Genomic DNA, 16,271 nt, shown 5'->3' with positions numbered 1-16,271 from the left:
CGGAAATTATTTTTTACCGTAACGTTTGTTGAATTTATCAACACGTCCGGCTGTATCAAGCAATACGTTTTTACCAGTGTAGAATGGGTGCGAGTTAGAACTAACCTCTACTTTGTAAACAGGGTATTCGTTACCATCTTCCCAAACGATGCTTTCTTTGGTATTAACACATGAGCGTGTTAAAAATTTGTAATCTGACGACAAATCCCAGAAAACAACTGGTCTATAATTTGGATGAATATCTTTTTTCATTGATTTATTGATATTGAACTTCTAAAATTCGCTAAAACGGGTTGCAAAATTAGAAATATTTAAAAAGAAAACAAAGTATATTTAAAAAATATTGAATTTTCTTTTTGTTCATACACTCTACTATGTGCTTAAGCATAAGCCCATTGCAAAAGCTAGCTTAATACCTCGCGCAGAACCTGAAACGATTTTATTTCGCCGAAGTCTTCAACATGCAGCTTATAGAACAGAATGATCGCTTCCAGTACATAGTTGCGAGCCGCCCGGCTCATGAGTACGGGTGTCTGGTAATCGGCCATTATCAGTTCGTTCAGCAGTGCTTTGTAGTCTGAATCAAACGGAATCATCATGTTTGCATCTCTTAACTGCATCAGAATCTCATCGGCATCCTGCGGAGAAAAACCCAGGAAGAAAGAGAACTTTAACAAAAATATGAGGTGGAAATTTTCGAAGTGCTGCTCGGTTTCATCCAGAAAAATGAGCGAATGATAAAGAAAATCAAACAGTGCCGGGTTCTCGCTGGTTTCTTTCAGGGTCTTGTTAAGCACCTCGTTTAAGAACATACCGATGCTCGATTTGTAGACATCGTACGGCAGAGTCTTAAACGGAAAACCTGAACGGATTTCTGAAATGCGGTGAATCTCCTTTTTATCGTCATGATACAGCACTAAATCGAGCAGCGTAAGCGGTTGAAAAAGCGCAATTCTGTTTTTGCCTTTGCTGCTGCGCACTCCGTTTTCTATGTACGACTGCACACCAAACTTTTCGGTATAAATTTTGGCTATAATCGACGTTTCGCGGTAACGTATATAATTAATGACTATTCCCCGGGTTTTGTGCAGCATGATACAATAAGAAAAGAAACAGGAGTATCCAGAGTATATCAATAAAATGCCAGTAGATACTGATTAATTTAAGTTTTAACTGATTAGGCGGGTTTACGCTGTATACATAAGACTCCACGTAATCCAGCCGTTTGAAGGCGTCGCGGTTGGCAAAACCCAGCGCAACGATACCACCCAAGGCATGAACCAGATGCAGGCCGGAGAGTATGTAAATAAACATACCCCCTGTATTGTTGCTCATGGTAATGCCTCTTTCAAGCATCTGTTTCCAGCCCAGGCCCTGTAAAATAAGAAAAATTACGCTACACGCCAGCGTGAGGCTTATATTGAGCCGGTAGCTCCTGAAACGCTCTTCTCTGAAAGCCTTATTAGCCCAGTGAAGCGTAGAACTGCTGACCAGAATGATGGCCGTGCTACCCCAGAAAACCCCTGGTATTTTTAAGGGAACCACTCCACTGGCGGCTTCTTTAGAAATAAAAACCAGAATAATGAAGAAAAACAGTAAACCACTGCTAACTATGAACAGATACAGCATGAATGCAAAGGGTTCACGGCGTTTTGTGAGTTGTTTCAGCATTTTTCTTTGGTTTGGGCTAACTATCAGTCGAGAAATCCCTGCCACACGGCAAAATTCGGGAATTGAGCCTTCAAATCTTTTTCTGTCTCAAAAATACCGTAAACCGTTGAGCCTGAGCCGGTCATAGAGGCATATAAGGCGCCTTGCTGATACAGCGTTTTTTTGGTGTCGGCAATGGCCGGATACTTTTCTGACAGTTTCTTTTCAAAATCGTTTTTTATAAGACCCTCCCAGGTGCTTATGGGTTGCATCAAGGCCTCTTTTAATGAGACCCCCGGCTTTTGGGGTATTACGCCACTGTAGGCTTCGGCCGTTGAGATATGAATGGCCGGGTTCACAACTACAATGTATTTACCCTTTAAATTTAGCGAAAATTCTTCAAATTCATCTCCTTTATGAAAACAATAAACAGGGCGGTTTTCAATAAAGAATGCACAGTCTGAGCCCAACTGCCGTGCAAAATGCTGTAAACCTGCAGTAGATAGCCCAAGGCTGAAAATTTCGTTCAGAATTTTAAGGGCAAAAGCACCGTCTGCTGAGCCCCCTCCCAGGCCGGCTCCCATCGGTATAACCTTGTGCAAATGAAAGGCCGCTGCCTTACCAGCCAGTACAGGCTGGCTGCTGCATAGCAAATGCCAGGCTTTCAGGCACAGGTTGTTAGACTGGTCGCCTGGAATCGGCAGTCCTGAACTTTCGAACCGAAGCTCTTCAGCCGGAATAATCTCCAGGGCATCGCACCAGTTAACAGGATAAAAAACGGATTCTATATTGTGGAATCCATCGGGTCTTTTTTCTACAATATTTAACCCTATGTTTATTTTGGCATTTGGAAAACTAAGCATCTTCAGAAATAAAATTCAAAGTTAGCAGCGTTGTTCAGAATTGTAGCAATTCAGTGCGGATTTATCATTTCAACTTGGTGCCGGTAGGCAGGCGCTACGTTGTTGTATTGAACGATTCTCTGAAGAGCGGCGCCCTCCGGATAATTGAATAATGTAAACTGTTATGCGCTGGTGTTTGCACCTGAAGGGCAGAAACCCTGCGTGGAAAAATTATTTACCCAAAACAGAGAACTTCTGCCACCGGTAATGGGTTAAACCTTTACCTAGTTTAAAATCTGTTTGTTTGAATGTCGTCTCATCACATTGTTAGAGAAAAACAGGAGCCTGCTCTGATTATTGCCAACGGCGAAGCTTGTAGTTTTGAATTGCTTGGCCAATTGCTTGAGTGGAGCCCGTTTGTGGTTGTACTGGACCAGGCCATTCACAGAGTGCTGGAGCTCGGTATCAAGGTTGATGTGCTGATGGGGGATTTTGATAAAGACCTTGACCTGGAAGAAATTGAAAGGATTCAGTATCCGATTGAAATTATTCATACGCCTGACCAGGAAAAAACAGATCTCGACAAGGCTTTTGAGATGTTGATAACTCGTGGATTCCCCGCCGCTAATGTGGTGTGGGCAACAGGGCGCAGGGCAGATCATTCCATCACTAATATGACCAACCTGGTGCGTTACAAAAGTAAACTTCAGATAGTGATGATTGACGATTACTCTGTAATTTACCCGCTGCTGCCCGCCCCCGGTGTTTTTGAGAAATGGTTTTCAAAAGGCACTGCCATATCTTTGATACCTATCGGAACAGCAGAAGGTGTACGAACCGAAAACCTGTTGTATAAGCTTGATAATGAAGCGCTTGTATTGGGCTATAGAGCAGGTAGCAGTAATGAGGCCGCAGAAGACGGCCTGGTGCGTATTTCTTATGAAACGGGCGATTTATTGTTGATGGAATGCCGCGATTAGGCGTCTTTTGTATGATGTGGATAATTTTTCAGAATTTTTCTTTTTTTCTGAAAATAGAAATTTTACATTTGTTAATGTAGCTTTGAACCTAAATACTGCATATAAATTACGCGGGAAAAGTCAAGAAAAAATACGTCCATTTTTGTGCAAAACATTGTGGAAAACTTTTTGAGTTTGACTTTTTCGATTTCTTCGAAAACTAACTGATTGATTATTAGGTCTTAACATTTTCTTAATATTGCGCTTTTTTGCTTTTGCTAAATAAGGTATAGATATTAGGTTTTCGCAAGCCTGCGGATTTTGTTAATTTTACATACTCAAAACTTTTTGTTTGAGTACTGGTACAACTTTTGCAATCTGTAAATATAGTCTGGCTGCTTTGAGGTTTCAAGGCCGCAAGCCTGCAAAAACAGGCGGCCAAGATAACTGAAAAACGTTATAATGCTGTAATTTTTAAACGTGTCTGGGCCGTTTGTGCTTGGTCAGAATTGTTTTTTTTGAATCCAAACCCCTTACAGAGACGACCTTATGTATGTAATTAAACGAGACGGCCGCCGAGAGTCGGTAAAGTTCGACAAAATCACTGCTCGTATCGAGCGTTTGTGCTATGGCCTTGAGCCGGCATTTGTCCAACCCGTTGAAGTAGCCATGAAAGTTGTAGCCGGTATCTATGATGGTGTTAATACCTCTGAACTGGATAACCTTGCCGCAGAAACTGCCGCTTCGATGACCACAAAGCACCCCGATTACGCCATTCTGGCTGCACGGATTGCTATTTCTAACCTTCATAAAAATACCTTGAAGTCTTTTTCTGGTACCATGAAAATGTTGTATCAGTACGTAGACCCAAAGACCGGGCAGAATGCATCTCTGATTGCCAAAGACACCTGGAAAGTGATTCAGAAACACGCGGCAACGCTTGATTCTGCCATTATTTATGATCGTGATTTCGGATATGATTATTTCGGATATAAAACCCTTGAGAAATCATACCTGCTTAAACTAAACGGTAAGATTGTTGAACGCCCGCAACACATGCTGATGCGTGTATCGGTGGGTATTCATGGAGATGATATTGATAGAGTACTTGAAACTTACGAGTTGCTGTCTGAGCGCTGGTTTACGCATGCTACTCCAACCTTATTTAATGCGGGTACGCCTAAGCCACAGCTGTCTTCATGCTTCCTGTTAACCATGAAAGAAGACAGTATCACAGGTATTTATGATACCCTGCGCCAAACTGCGCAGATATCACAATCGGCCGGTGGTATTGGTCTGGCTATACATGACGTACGCGCCACTGGTTCTTACATTAAAGGCACCAACGGTACATCTAACGGTATTGTGCCTATGTTGCGTGTTTTTAACGACACCGCCCGTTATGTAGACCAGGGAGGTGGCAAGCGCAAAGGTTCATTTGCTATTTATCTGGAACCCTGGCATGCTGATGTCTTTGATTTCCTTGACCTGAAGAAAAACCACGGCAAAGAAGAGTTGCGTGCACGTGACTTGTTCTATGCACTATGGATATCTGACCTCTTCATGAAACGCGTAGAGGCCAACGACACCTGGTCGTTGTTCTGTCCTCATGAGGCGCCGGGTCTGTCAGAATGCTACGGCGAAGAGTTTGAGAAGTTGTACGAGAAATATGAGCTTGAAGGCCGCGCCCGCAAGACTATCAAAGCACAGGATCTATGGTTTGCCATCATGGAGTCGCAGGTAGAAACCGGTACGCCTTACATGCTATACAAAGATGCAGCCAATAAGAAATCGAACCAGAAAAACCTGGGTACCATCAAATCTTCAAACCTGTGTACCGAGATTATCGAGTATACATCGCCTGACGAAGTAGCTGTATGTAACCTGGCCTCTATAGCCTTGCCGAAATATATAGTGAAAGACACGGTAACAGGCTTCCTGAAATTTGACCACGAGAAATTATATGAGGTTACGAAAGTAATTACCCGTAACCTGAATAAAGTTATAGATATTAATTACTATCCTGTTCCGGAAGCAGAAAAAAGTAACCTTCGCCACCGTCCTATAGGTTTGGGTGTACAGGGTCTTGCTGATGCGTTTATCACCTTAAGAATGCCGTTTGAGTCTGACGAGGCCCGTCAGTTAAACAAAGACATTTTCGAGACGATATACTTTGCTGCCATGGAGGCATCGATGGAATTGGCCATTAAAGAAGGACCTTATGCTACATGGGAGGGATCTCCGATTTCGCAAGGTATCTTCCAGTTCGACATGTGGGGTGTTACACCAACGTCAGGTCGCTGGAACTGGGAAGTGCTTCGTGAACAAGTGAAGCAAAACGGTGTGCGTAACTCATTATTGGTAGCTCCGATGCCAACGGCATCAACCAGCCAGATATTGGGTAACAACGAATGTTTTGAGCCCTACACGTCAAACATTTATACCCGTCGTGTACTATCGGGTGAGTTTGTGGTAGTAAACAAGCATTTGCTGAAAGACCTGGTGAAAATCGGCTTGTGGAACGATACCATGAAAAACAAATTGATTGCAGCTAACGGTTCTGTACAGGCAATAGCCGAAATTCCACAAAATTTGAAGGAAATCTACAAAACTGCGTGGGAAATCAAGCAAAAAACCATTATTGATATGGCGGCCGACCGCGGAGCATTTATCTGCCAGAGTCAGTCGTTGAATATCTTTATGGAAAACGCCAATTTCGGTAAGCTTACCTCTATGCACTTCTATGCATGGAAAGCAGGTCTGAAAACCGGTATGTATTACTTACGCACCAAGGCTGCTGCTGATGCTGTTAAATTTACAGTAGACAGACAAGCCATTGCAGAGGTAGTACCGGCCGTTACAACCGTAGAGGAAAAACCTCTGGATTATGCTAAATATGCCGAAGAACAAACGGCTAAAGCTGCTGCCGCCTCTACTTTTAGTGGTGACGGAGACTATCAATACGCTGCTATGCAATGCTCGCTTGATAACCCTGAAGGGTGCGAAATGTGTGGCTCATAAGGATTCCGACTTCTTTCTTTCTTAATTATTCAGTGAAAACCACCTTGCAAAAGGTGGTTTTTTTTGTGCCGGGCTGTTTATAACAGGTATACCGTAAACTGTTATACGCTGTCATTGTGATTAGTCAATGTGTATAGCCTACACAGATTACCATAAAATTATTATTTGCAGCTTATATTCGGTCTGATTCAGTTTTTTATTAAATTGGAGCCAGTTACGTATATACTAACTTTTCCTGTTGGCCTAAAATATAAAACCACTGAACACGCTTTATGAAAATCCTGCAAGCATTGCTTTTTGTTTGTATCTCTTTGTCTGCTTTCTCGCAGAAAAACTATGTAGATGGCTTCATTATTTTAAAAAACCAGACCGACACCTTGAAAGGTAAAATTGATGACCTGAACTGGGCGGTTAACCCGGTAAGCATCAATTTTAAAAATGTTCAAAACATAGAAGAATCTTATAGCATCAGCCAGCTGAAGGCTTTTGGATTATTTGAAAAAGAAAGTTATATAGTTGAAAAAGCGGATCTGGACATTACGCCTTTCGAAAGTACTGCTTTACTCCAGGATCGTAACCTGATAGTGAAAAAAGATACGCTGCTCCCTTTTCTTGTTTTGTTAAAGGCAGATTATAGCCTGTTATATTTAAAAGATGAAACCAGCAAAGAGCATTTTTTCTACAAAGATCATCAGAAGATAACTGAGCTGATTAATCATAAGTTTTTGCAAAAGAGAGGCGAAAAAGTATATGAGTTTAATAACAAGCTATATCAGAAGCAGTTAGAGTTATTGTTTAATCAATGTAGCAGGAAAATTCAGGTTAATAACACAGAATTTGAAATACAGGCCTTGACCGATAAGTTTATTGAGTTTAGTGAATGTATAGGTTGTACCTACACCTGTTATGTTAAGAAAAAGGCGGATAAAGCTGTTTTAACAATTGGATTGATGGCCGGTATTTCCAGCGAAAGGAACTTTTTCTCACACAATGATTACTATGAGCGCAATTATTTTGAAGCAAAAACTAAAGCACCATCCTTGCTATATGGCCTGAATTTTTCTATTTCATCAAGAAGAAATCTGAATAGAAATATTCTCTTAATTGAGGCATTTATTAACCAGGAAAGCATCAAAAACGAAACTAACAACTATTCTGCAACTTTTACCTATCTAAATTTCGTTCCGCTTGTCAGACATCAGTTTATAAGCCATGCCATCATGAAACCCTTTGTAGGAGCCGGGGTTAATTTTAAGTATATGGTTTCTCGGATGGAAGATAAATCTTACATGGGTAACAAGATAAATTTGTTCCTGATAGGTGAAGGTGGGGTTAAATTAAATAATTTTCTTATTGCGGCTCGTATTAAGGTAAAGCCAATGCACAAAAATGAAGATGTAAAAATTGTCTATACTAAAGTTGCCGAAGTACTAGATGTAATCAGTTACCAACGCGTTAACTTTCAGCTTCAACTTACCTATCTGCTTTATAACAGCGCTAAGAAGAAAAGATAGCTTAGGCCTTCTCAGGCAAAATAATTATTTGGAACGTCATTGTTATTAATCTGAAATTTCATAATTTGTTCGTATGCATACTTTTTGAAATAGCTGTAACTAAATAAAGCAAATGTACTCTATCAAGACCACCACCCTTCTTATACTTGTTCTAATTTCTTCTTATGCTTTCTCGCAGAAAAACTATGTAGATGGCTTCATTATTTTAAAAAACCAGACTGACACCTTGAAAGGTAAAATTGATGACCTGAACTGGGCGGTTAACCCGGTAAGCATCAATTTTAAAAATGCAGATGGGCCCGAGGAGATTTATCATATCAGTGAACTGGTAGCCTTTGGAATATCAGGAAAAGAAAGCTACCTGGTAGGAAGAGTTGATTTAGATGTTACGCCAGTCTTGAAGAACGAATTGCTCTACGATCGCAATTTACATATCAGGAAGGATACCTTGTTAGCTTTTTTAGTTTTATTGAAGTCAGATTATAGTTTGTTGTCGGTAAGAGATTCTAATAACAAAAACCACTTCTTTTATAAAGAAGGCCAGAAAATAACAGAGTTAATAAATCATTTCTTTTTACAGTATTTATTAGACGAGAATAGAAACAAGAAAACCTATTTGCTTAACAATAAAGTCTTTCAAAAGCAGCTGGAAGAACTTTTCAGCCAATGTGGAAAGACGATAAAAACCAGAAGCATAGAATTTTCACTTGAGGACCTGATGGATAAATTTATTGAGTTCAATGAGTGTATCGGCTGTAATTATACCTGTTATGTGAAGAAGAAAAAAGATAAAGCTGGTTTTGCTTTTGGATTAATGGCGGGTTTGGCAAATGATAGAAATATATTCATTCAGAATTACAATGTAAATCAATATTTCGAAACAAGAACCAGTGTGCCGAACTTGCTGGTCGGGATTAATGCCACTGTTTCATCCATAAGGAACTTTCACAGAGAAAGTTTTGTAATGGAAGTCTATCTTAATCGTGAAGTCATTAAGAGTGATGCTAATCACTTTTCATCCAGCCTTTATTACCTGAATTTTTTACCAAAAGTCAGGCATGAATTTCGCAGCCGATACGCCTTTAAACCAATTGTTGGCATAGGTATCAATGCTAAAACGCTCGTTTCTTATCCTGATATAAAATCTGTTTCAGGTAGCAGGCTTAGCGTATATGCAGTAGGAGAAGCAGGAATGAAGTGGAAAAACTTTCTACTTTCAGCTAATGTGAAAGTGCTTCCAAAAGGTAAAAGAGAACAGGTATCTATATTTTATTACAAAAATTCAAAGCTACTCATTGATGATATATACGCAGAAAAACTTAGTTTTCAGCTAAACCTTACCTACCTGCTCTATAACAGTGCCAATAAGAAGTAACCGTCGGTAAATGTATGCTATTGGGTATCTTAATCCTTCACAGTACCCGTAACGCTCTGAAAAAGCGATTGAGACAAACCACCCCAGATAGCGCCAAAGAAAGATTTGGTCCGCGGGCGCTTGTAATTGATAGTGCCTGTTTTTAGTTGATTATTCTTGCGGGGGTTAGCGTCTTTTAACACCAGATTATTGACCAGAAAGGTAGGCAGCGCACGCTTTTTAAAGAGCCGGAATCTCGGTTTTTTTTCTACTGTATCTTTATTTACTTTCAATATGGTTGCTTTCAGGTTTTCGTAATGTAAGGTGCCTGTGCCGGTTACGCGGTAATCATCCGCTTTCAGTCTGAAAACATATTTGTTTATCTTCAACGACTGCACACTTACCTTGGTAAGCGCTACCGTAATGTTATTGATAGAAGTACCCTCAAAATTGCCCAGCTGACCCTGACAGGTGAAATCTCCCTTTTTTGAAGGAATATTAAAAGTAAATGCCACATCAAGGCTGCCACGATTCATGAAGTAGCTATAAAACTGTGCCCGCATAACCGGGTCTTTTGCCAGTGGCAGGCTGTCGTTTGTAACATTGGTAATCTTGCCATTAATCCGGTTAAAGCTTATGAAGCCGGTCAGTTTTACCTCCGGGTCATATTCAGAGTAATCAACCTTGGTGTTATTGATAAAAACGGTGTCAATGTTTAGGGGTAAATCCAGCTTTTTCAGCAGCTGATGCGGGTATTCGCCCGTTTTGTCGCGTTCCAGCACCGGGTGAGCCTTGTTCTTAAATATCTGCACAAGCCCCTTATTAATACGTACTGAACCTGCATAAAGTTTAGTATCCGGGAACAGCATCTCCGGCCGGATGTCTTCTATTACAATATTATTTAATATTACCTCCGTGTGGTTGCGCCCGCCAGACATTTTAGCATAAGCCATTTTGCTGGCACGCGGTTTAAGGTGATATTCTTCAATAGTTAAAAATCTGTTTTTAAGCGAAAAAACAATGTTTTTAAAAGCGTGGGTATTAAAATGATTTTTGGTTGGTAATTCAGCTGCTTTAATGTTAAATGTGTAGTCGTCGGCGTATAAAACTTTTTTTGAGGGCCTGTCAGATGCAGAATCCACCAGTATATTCGTAATCTCAACATCAAGATTTTTAACCGTACTTTTTTTCGGCTTTGCATTCTGCCGGTTTTCGTAGGTAAAATCCACATTCGTTAGTGTTACACGTTTAATGTGTAATGATTTTACAAACTTCGATATTAACTGGTAAGGCGTCTTTTGTTTGGTTGAATCCGGCGGCAAATTATATTTCAGGCCTTTGTAAAGCACCTGAATGGTGGGCGCGTGAACGTGTATTGTATTTATATCTAATATTCGTTGAAAAACCACCTGCAACAGATTCACCCCCGTCAGCTTTATGGTAGGTACTTCAATCAGCATCAGGTTATCTGGCGCTTTTTTAATTGCGTGCAGTCTTTTGTAGACATTGGTGTCAGGCCTTAAATTTGCGTTTTTAATCACAATTTCGCCCATACCCGGATTATATTGTATATCAGAAAACGAAAGCTGATACAGCCCGTCTGAGGCTCTCAATACACCTTTGCTGACACGGTCAGTAACCAAAGGTTTCAAAAAGAAGTAACCACCGATGGTCAGCAGAAGCAGTAAAACTAAAATGCCGATTATTATTCCGATTATAATTCTTTGCCATCGATGTTTGATTGTCATAGCAGTGGTTGATTAAAAACAGAAGGGCTGTATCGCTAGCAATACAGCCCTTCTGTTTAGCGTGAATTTAGTCTTGCGAAAGAACCAGGGCACTGTATGGCCCAATTGAAATTTCAGCTATAAAGGCATCTTCTTTAAGAACTGCCTCGGTCTCTGTGCAATGGGTATGGGCAAAGTCTGCACCATAAACTTCGGCATCGCCATTAAAGCGTACTACCCATTTACCCTCTGCAGGTAAACGAACCTGGTAATTCTCTCTTGCCTGATGTGAGAAGTTGAGTATTACAACAGTAGAATCTTTACTTCCGCCGTTTTGCCATCTCTGAAATGCCAACAGCTTGGCGTCATGGTCACAAGCCAGAAGTTCGGTATGCTGGCCCATTAGCCCGGCGGTTACACCAGTCAGATTACGGCGCAGGTGTATCAAATCTTTATACATATTGGATATCCCCGAAACCTCATCCAAACGACCCCAATCCAGTGGGTCAGTATCCTGAAACCAACTGCCTTCCTGTAGTGTCTGGCCTTGAAATATCATCGGGATACCAGGCGAGGTAAGCACAAGCACCGCTCCCAAAGTAGCCTTTTTGCGTGCATACCAACCGGTTGCATTACCGGGTTCAACCTCTTCCGCTACCCTTGATTTACCGTTGGCAACTTCGTCATGCGACTCCGTAAAAATAACTCTTCGCATGGCATCATTACTATACCTGTTTAAAAGTGCCGAGCAAAGCAGATTCATGTCAATGTACTCGTCAGAGGCCTGTGTCAGCACATTCCTTAGCGGGTGCACAAAATCGGCATCCCATTGTGCGCCATATCCCAACCCGCCAGACTGCACCTGGTCTGTTATGAAATCATGCCCGTGCATATCTTCGGCTATTACCAGGGCATTGGGGTATCTCTCATGAATATCGTTATTAATCCATTTAATCATGTTCACTCCCTCCTGCAAATCATGTGCGGGGTTCCCGTCGGCATGTACGTTTCTTATATACGGTACCATGTCCATTCTCAGGCCATCTACTTTATAATCATCCAGCCACATCAGGGCATTGTCTTTTATATAGTGGCCAACCTCGGGGCGGCCGTAGTCGGGGCGGGTGTCACCCCAGGGGGTTGTCGACCGCCAGTCGTTATAAAAATAGATTCCCCCTTTGCCGTTTTCCTGCCAGCCGTCAAACTGCCACAAGTCAAGGTCTGAAGGGCCAAAGTGGTTATATACTACATCAAGAATAACTGCAATGCCCAATTTATGCGCTTCTTTTATAAAATCTTTAAATGCTACCGGGCCGCCGTATTCGGTTTCAATAGCAAAAGGATGCGCCGGGTTATACCCCCACGACAGCCCCCCTGCGAATTCGAACGGAGGCATTATTTCTACTGCGTTTATGCCCAGTTTTTGCAAATAGGGCAGTTTTCTGATAGCATCATGAAAAGTGCCAACGGTATCGGCATTACTGCGGTTAAATGTGCCGATATGTAATTCATATATTACCAGATTGTTCCATGACGGAATCTGGTAATTAACATTCTCCCAATTATATTTTTTCGGATTATAAACTATCGAATTCCCTACCGAACTGGTTACCTGCCTGGCGTAGGGGTCATTTTTGTAAAGATTCAACTCGCCATTCTTAATAAAAAATTTGTATTGGTCTCCTTCTTTCGCATGTTCTACGTTTACACCCCAACAGCCGTTCTCACCGGCTATGAGCGGGTTTGCCCCTTCGTTCCAGTCGTTAAAATTTCCAACGACCGACACATAGTCGGCATGCGGAGCCCAAACCCTGAAGAAAACGCCATGTTGATGGGGGGTAGAACCCATCTCATTGATGTAAATTTCGGTTTGTTTTTCTATGTTGTGCATATTTTTAAGTAGAGTTATTATTCCTTATATATATGAAAAACCTATGCCATCATATTTTTCAGGTTTTTGAGTAAAATCATCCACAATAACTCTTGTGCCGCCGAGCAATAAAAAATAAATGTTTATATTTGATTGCTGCATAAACGGCTATTATAAAACAAACCTAAGCTCTGGCATTGCTTGTGACACTTCTTGATATTTGCTGCGAAAAAATTTCGATTCCCATCGCCTGGTTTTCGAAAAAGCTTCCGGCGTTCATTTTTTTCATACTGTCTGGTGTATACTGCACCCAGGCACAGACACCCCCACGGCCTGAAATTAATCTGGATGAGTTCACGCAGAGGCTGTTCCCGATGCAACAGGAGAACATACCCTATGAAGACCTATACGAACAGCTTTATCAGTTATACCAGAATCCGATAGACCTTAATACGGCTACCTATGAAGACCTGGCTTCTTTGTACCTTTTATCAGTTACCCAAATTAAGAACCTTCTGGCGCATCGTGCGGCATTTGGCCCGTTTCTGAGTTTATATGAACTACAGGCCGTTAAAGGTTTTGATTTACCTACTATTCAGCAATTGTTGCCTTTTGTAGACGTAAGACCGAAATCAGGTAGCCAATTACCAAGCATAAACCGGGCAAATGATCATTATCTGGTTTTAAGAAGCGCACAAACCCTGGAAAAAAGCAAGGGATTTACCGCAAACAATTATGCGGGGACACCGCAGCAGTTATATGTGCGATATCGCCTCAGTAGCCCTAAAGATTTTCAGTTAGGCTTTGTTGCCGAGAAAGATGCGGGAGAGCGCAATTACCTGGATTTTTACAGTTTTCATCTGCAGTTAAAAAATAAAGGCAAACTGAAAAACCTGGTTTTGGGCGATTATCAGGTGCAGTTCGGGCAGGGGCTGGTAGCAGGTGCCGGTTTTTTTCTTGGTAAAGGAAGCGAAGCCGTAACTACCATACGGCGTAGCAATATGGGTATAAGGCCGTATAGCTCTTTATTAGAAGGGGGCAATCTGAGAGGCGCTGCAGCCACTTATCAGCTCGGAAAAACAGACCTTACTGCTTTTTACGCTTACAACAGGCGTGATGCAAGCGTTGATGTGGCAGATGGAGAAACGGAAGAATACTTTAGCTCGGTACTTACTTCGGGGTATCATCGTACCGAAACTGAACTGGCACGGAAAAACCAACTAACGGAGCAGAATATTGGTTTCAATGGCACCTTCAGATTTACTAACGGATACATAGGCGCCACAGTACTGCACACCCGGTTTGATGCTGTGCTGTTGCGAAGGCCAAGACTATATAATAAGTTTGAGTTTACAGGTAAAGAAAATACCGTAGCAGGTGCCAACTTTACTTATACCTGGCAGAATTTCAATTTTTTTGGTGAAGCCGCCCAAAGCAGCAGCGGGGGCAAAGGCCTTACCGGTGGTTGGATAGCCGCATTAAGCAGGCAGGTTGAATGGGCCATACATTTGAGGCATTATGACAGGGATTTCCATAGCTTTTATGCCAATGCACTGGCAGAAGGAAGCCGGAATATCAACGAGCAGGGTATTTACATGGGTTTGAAGTATGCGCCCACCCAATCGCTTACTTTCAGTGGGTTTTATGACCGCTTCAAATTTCCCTGGTTAAGGTATCTGGTTGATGCGCCATCAAATGGGTACGATTACCTGTTGAGAGCTGCCTGGCAAATCAACAAAAAGGTATTGGTTTATGCGCAGTATCATGCTGAACACAAAGGCAAAAACCTGCCGGATAATACCACCCCGACTGATATTGTGGTAAATACCATAAGAGAGAATATTTTGGGTAATCTGGATTATTCTGTAAATCGGTCATTCAGATTGCGAACACGAGCGCAGGTAAACAGCTTTCAGTATGAAGGACGTGCGAAATCTATAGGTTATGCGCTCATGCAGGATTTTGAGGGTTCTATAAAAAAATTAAACCTGAGCGGCCGTATTGCCTACTTTGCCACTGACGATTACGATTCGCGCATTTATGCCTTTGAAAACACCGTTCTTTATGCCGTTTCTTTCCCTGCCTATTACGGTAAAGGCATTCGAACGTATCTCACTGCACGGTATAATCTGAACAGGCACCTAGACGTTTGGCTCAGATATGCCCGTACACAACTGCATAATCAGACAGGCATCGGCAGTGGAAACGATGCAATACCGGGTAATCACAAATCAGATGTTCAATTACAGTTAAGATACAGTTTTTAGTCTGCATCATTTTTATAGAATGATTTAACAACACTTGTGCTACTTACAGAATCATGCCATCCGCGGCTGCCTATCAAAAAAGAGAAAGGTTCAAAAGGGATGTATCGGCATAGGGTTCTTATAAAGGCATTGCCCATCGATATAAACTCCCCGTCAGCGTTTACAATCGTAGACTTCGTAAGCACCTTACCTACCGTTGTTTTAAAACATCCTTCAACTATGAAATAATATAGGAAGAACTGCAGTGAATAGCATATTTGGAAATAAATTATAAACTTCCAATCAGACACATTACTATACTCAAACTTGGCTAAAACTATCCAATAAGTGCTGACAAAGGCGAGGAAGGTGATAACAATCTGATCAATAATCATATTTAAAAATCTTTCAGATACATTTTGCTCAACTAATTCTTCAGCATCTGAAGCAATTGTAACGCTTAGCTTCGTACGAATATAGTTAAGGGAGAATATGCTTGCAAGCAAACTTACTACAGTGACAGTAATATAAATAAAAGAAGGGGTATATTCAGACATTCTTATAAATGCAACAACCAAAGATATTAAAGCATGTATTCTCTCGAAAAAAATGATTATCAATAAGCCTTGTAAAATTCTTAAAGAACCCGTTTTTTGAAATCTCAATATACCAACTGTAGTTAAAAGGGGTATAAAAAGAAAGATGAAATGATTACCTATTTTAGTGTTATAAAAGAGTGTACTTAAACTATATTTAATATTTACTTCATCATCCATAATATCATAAAATGGCAAAAATTCGTGTTTTAAATATTTCACTATTGTAAATATACTTTGTGGGTCAGCAGTAACAGTATAAATGTTAAGCAATAATAAAAGAATAGGCAGTATTACAAAAACTATAGTAAGGAGAATAATGAAACTTTTCTTTTTCAATAACATAGCAGCAACGGTTTAGAGTATACCGCAATTGTATTAACTTTTTAGTACTAATCAAAGAACTGCCAGGTTTTTTATTTTCCGGTTGTTTTTAGCAGGTATATACATTATCAATACCATGGCATTAAGCATAGAAAAAACATACCTCGT

At 41.0% G+C, this 16,271-nt stretch carries 12 protein-coding genes; 5 read left to right on the top strand and 7 right to left on the bottom strand.

Features of this window, described 5'->3' with window-relative positions; all coding sequences use genetic code 11:
* Nucleotides 1-6 precede the first annotated feature (6 nt).
* The 4 genes from NZ848_RS09240 to ispE all read right to left on the bottom strand — a co-directional run bounded on the left by NZ848_RS09240 (nucleotide 7) and on the right by ispE (nucleotide 2,513).
* Nucleotides 7-252: a type B 50S ribosomal protein L31 gene (locus NZ848_RS09240; RefSeq protein WP_101724443.1), complete on the bottom strand. Its 246-nt coding sequence runs from the start codon at nucleotides 250-252 to the stop codon at nucleotides 7-9.
* Between the two features lie 152 nt (nucleotides 253-404).
* Nucleotides 405-1,094 (bottom strand): DNA repair protein RecO, encoded by a 690-nt coding sequence (gene recO, locus NZ848_RS09235; protein ID WP_259015254.1) that lies wholly within the window; start codon nucleotides 1,092-1,094, stop codon nucleotides 405-407.
* The gene (locus tag NZ848_RS09230) at nucleotides 1,063-1,671 is read right to left on the bottom strand and encodes a cytochrome c oxidase subunit 3 (RefSeq protein ID WP_259015252.1); all 609 of its coding nucleotides are present in this window, start codon (nucleotides 1,669-1,671) and stop codon (nucleotides 1,063-1,065) included. Before NZ848_RS09230 ends, recO begins: the two co-directional genes overlap by 32 nt.
* 23 nt (nucleotides 1,672-1,694) lie before the next feature.
* The gene (ispE, locus tag NZ848_RS09225; protein WP_259015251.1) at nucleotides 1,695-2,513 is read right to left on the bottom strand and encodes a 4-(cytidine 5'-diphospho)-2-C-methyl-D-erythritol kinase; all 819 of its coding nucleotides are present in this window, start codon (nucleotides 2,511-2,513) and stop codon (nucleotides 1,695-1,697) included.
* A gap of 287 nt (nucleotides 2,514-2,800) precedes the next feature.
* Here ispE and NZ848_RS09220 point away from each other — a divergent pair, with 287 nt between their 5' ends.
* The 4 genes from NZ848_RS09220 (at nucleotide 2,801) to NZ848_RS09205 (ending at nucleotide 9,361) form a co-directional block, all read left to right on the top strand.
* Complete coding sequence (locus NZ848_RS09220; protein ID WP_259015249.1) at nucleotides 2,801-3,472, top strand: thiamine diphosphokinase; 672 nt, start codon at nucleotides 2,801-2,803, stop codon at nucleotides 3,470-3,472.
* A 528-nt stretch (nucleotides 3,473-4,000) separates the two neighbouring features.
* Entirely contained in the window at nucleotides 4,001-6,472 is a 2,472-nt protein-coding gene (locus NZ848_RS09215) for a ribonucleoside-diphosphate reductase subunit alpha (protein WP_253530308.1), read from the top strand.
* A gap of 272 nt (nucleotides 6,473-6,744) precedes the next feature.
* Nucleotides 6,745-7,986, top strand: a complete 1,242-nt coding sequence (locus tag NZ848_RS09210) for a hypothetical protein (RefSeq protein WP_259015248.1) — start codon at nucleotides 6,745-6,747, stop codon at nucleotides 7,984-7,986.
* A 112-nt stretch (nucleotides 7,987-8,098) separates the two neighbouring features.
* Nucleotides 8,099-9,361 carry a hypothetical protein gene (locus NZ848_RS09205; RefSeq protein ID WP_259015247.1) on the top strand — a complete coding sequence of 421 codons (1,263 nt, stop codon included), beginning with the start codon at nucleotides 8,099-8,101 and terminating at the stop codon, nucleotides 9,359-9,361.
* A gap of 29 nt (nucleotides 9,362-9,390) precedes the next feature.
* Here NZ848_RS09205 and NZ848_RS09200 read toward each other — a convergent pair whose 3' ends face one another.
* Both NZ848_RS09200 and NZ848_RS09195 read right to left on the bottom strand, forming a co-directional pair.
* Nucleotides 9,391-11,088, bottom strand: coding sequence for a hypothetical protein (locus tag NZ848_RS09200; protein WP_259015246.1), 1,698 nt, complete (start codon nucleotides 11,086-11,088; stop codon nucleotides 9,391-9,393).
* A 67-nt stretch (nucleotides 11,089-11,155) separates the two neighbouring features.
* On the bottom strand, nucleotides 11,156-12,958 hold the full coding sequence (locus tag NZ848_RS09195; RefSeq protein WP_259015245.1) for an alpha-amylase family glycosyl hydrolase: 1,803 nt from the start codon (nucleotides 12,956-12,958) through the stop codon (nucleotides 11,156-11,158).
* Nucleotides 12,959-13,140: 182 nt separating this feature from the next.
* On the opposite strand from NZ848_RS09195, the gene NZ848_RS09190 reads away from it, so the two are divergent.
* Nucleotides 13,141-15,204, top strand: coding sequence for a helix-hairpin-helix domain-containing protein (locus NZ848_RS09190; protein ID WP_259015290.1), 2,064 nt, complete (start codon nucleotides 13,141-13,143; stop codon nucleotides 15,202-15,204).
* Here NZ848_RS09190 and NZ848_RS09185 read toward each other — a convergent pair.
* The gene (locus tag NZ848_RS09185; protein WP_259015244.1) at nucleotides 15,201-16,124 is read right to left on the bottom strand and encodes an RDD family protein; all 924 of its coding nucleotides are present in this window, start codon (nucleotides 16,122-16,124) and stop codon (nucleotides 15,201-15,203) included. The genes NZ848_RS09190 and NZ848_RS09185 overlap by 4 nt on opposite strands.
* Between the last annotated feature and the right edge of the window lie 147 nt (nucleotides 16,125-16,271).

Origin of the sequence: Emticicia fluvialis (genome assembly GCF_024793945.1) — a bacterium.
GTDB classification, from domain to species: Bacteria; Bacteroidota; Bacteroidia; order Cytophagales; family Spirosomataceae; genus Emticicia; species Emticicia fluvialis.
Note: the sequence above shows the minus strand (reverse complement) of the source record. Positions and strands in the feature narration are given on the sequence as shown.